Genomic DNA, 2,035 nt, shown 5'->3' on the forward strand with positions numbered 1-2,035 from the left:
GCAATGGCATCACCGGATCCGCCACCACCCAGCAGGTCACCGTCGCGAAGGCCGGCACCAACCCCGAAGGCAACGGCAGCACCGGCAGCCTCGGCTCCCTCCTCGGCGGCTTCGGCTCCTAGCCGGCAACCACCCCTGACACCGGGGCTTCGGCGCCCAGCCCTCGCGGGCACCGAAGCCCCGGCCCCCAAAGCCCGCGGCGACGCCAATAGCCGCACCAAGGAAGGAACCCCCATGGCACATCGAGCAACCACACGCACCGTGGCCGCCACCGCACTCGCGCTCGGCGCACTGACCCTCCTCGGCACCGGCGTCGCCGGCACCGCCTACGCCGCCCCGTCCGCACCACCGGCCGTCCAGACCGCAGCCAACGTCGCTTCCACGATCACCCTCGACCCCATCACCGCAGCACCCGACACCAACGAGTACGCGCTGAAGGCGAAGGTCACTCCCGCAGCAGCAGGCGGCACCGTCGAATTCAAGGTCGACAACAAGGTCTACTACAGCACTGAGGTCGAGACCGACGGCACCGCCACCGTGATGTGGTACCCCGAAACCAACGGCAAGCACACCATCACCGCCATCTTCTCCGGCCGTGACGGCGTCGCCGGATCCACCACCACCCAGCAGGTCACCGTCACAACAAGCACCGACCCCGGCGCCACCGGCAGCACCGGCAACGACAGCGTCGACTCCGTGCTCGACAAGCTCCGCTCCCTCCTCGCCGGCCTCGGCTCCTAAGCGGAAACCACCCCCTGAACACCGGGCTCCGGCGCACCTGCCGCGCCGGAGCCCGGTCCCACCGCCCGCGGCGACGCTGACTGGCCGCACCAAGTGAAGGAACCCTCATGGCACATCGAGCAACCACACGCACCGTCGCCGGCGGCGCCGCCACCGCACTTGCACTCGGCGCACTGACCATCTTCGGCACCAGCGTCGCCACCGCCGCCCCCCAAACCATCACCTGGGACAACGGCGCATCCCACTACACCCGCACCATCAGCAACACCACCCCCGGCATCGGCGACACCATCACCGTCAGCACCAAACTCGAACGAACCAACAGCACCGACGAAAAACTCAACTGGTTCAAGGACTGGCACCCCGCCTGCCTGACCTACATCCCCAGCACCGCCAAGGTGACGCTCAACAGCGGCGACCGCCCCGTCGAGCCTTACCTCCAGATCGCATCCGACTTCATCGCCGGTGACTTCGCCGCCACCAGCTACCAGGTCATCGCCAAGAACCACCCCGGCGACGTGCAGTCGCCCGTCTTCACCGCCCAATACACGGTCGGCGCCAACTGCACCCTCGGCACCGCGATGAACACCGGCATCGAGTACGGCACAAACCTCGGCTCCGCCGACTTCAAGACCAAGGGCCCCTCCATCACGGCCACCAAGGCCAACACCGCCACCACCCTCGCTCCCGTCACCGGAGCCAAGGTCGGCACCGCAACCACCCTCACCGCCACCGTCACCGGCGCCGCCACCGGCAACACCGTCGAGTTCTACGACGGCACCACCAAGATCGGCCAAAACACCGTGGGCGCCAACGGCACCGCCACATACCAGTGGACACCCACCACCGCCGGCCAGCACACACTCACCGCCAAATTCCCCGGCACCGCCACCGCCAACGCCTCCCAGTCCGCACCGCAGACCACCACCGTCGCCGCGGCCGCCGTCACCTCCACGATCACCCTCGCTCCCGTCACCGGGGCAAAGGTCGGCACCGTCACCACCCTCACCGCGACGGTCAACCCCGCAGCAGCGGGCGGCACCGTCACCTTCAAGGACGACGAGTACGACATGGACACCGTGCAGGTGGGCGCAAACGGCTCCGTCACCTACGAGTGGACCCCCGGCTGGGACGACCAGCACACCATCACCGCCACCTTCTCCGGCCGCGACGGCGTCCTCGGATCCACCACCACCCAACAGGTTTCGGTGACCGCAGCCGACGTCGACTCCACCACCACCCTCGCCCCGGTCCCCGGAGCCAAGGAAGGCACCGCCACCACCCTCACCGCGAC

2 protein-coding genes are annotated in these 2,035 nt (G+C 68.6%); both read left to right on the forward strand.

Annotated elements, in window-relative coordinates; translation table 11 throughout:
* Nucleotides 1-234 precede the first annotated feature (234 nt).
* Nucleotides 235-741 carry an Ig-like domain repeat protein gene (locus RM1_RS05435; RefSeq protein ID WP_143069395.1) on the forward strand — a complete coding sequence of 169 codons (507 nt, stop codon included), beginning with the start codon at nt 235-237 and terminating at the stop codon, nt 739-741.
* Between the two features lie 107 nt (nt 742-848).
* Nucleotides 849-2,035: Ig-like domain-containing protein (locus RM1_RS27010; RefSeq protein WP_072750346.1), on the forward strand; the 1,187-nt coding region annotated here is incomplete at its 3' end.

The organism is Rhodococcus maanshanensis NBRC 100610 (assembly GCF_001894865.1).
In the GTDB taxonomy this organism is placed as follows: Bacteria; Actinomycetota; Actinomycetes; order Mycobacteriales; family Mycobacteriaceae; genus Rhodococcus_G; species Rhodococcus_G maanshanensis.

Coding starts and splice junctions, on each gene's coding strand:
- RM1_RS05435 (WP_143069395.1), top strand. CDS start 235: ATGGCACATCGAGCAACCACACGCACCGTGGCCGCCACCGCACTCGCG.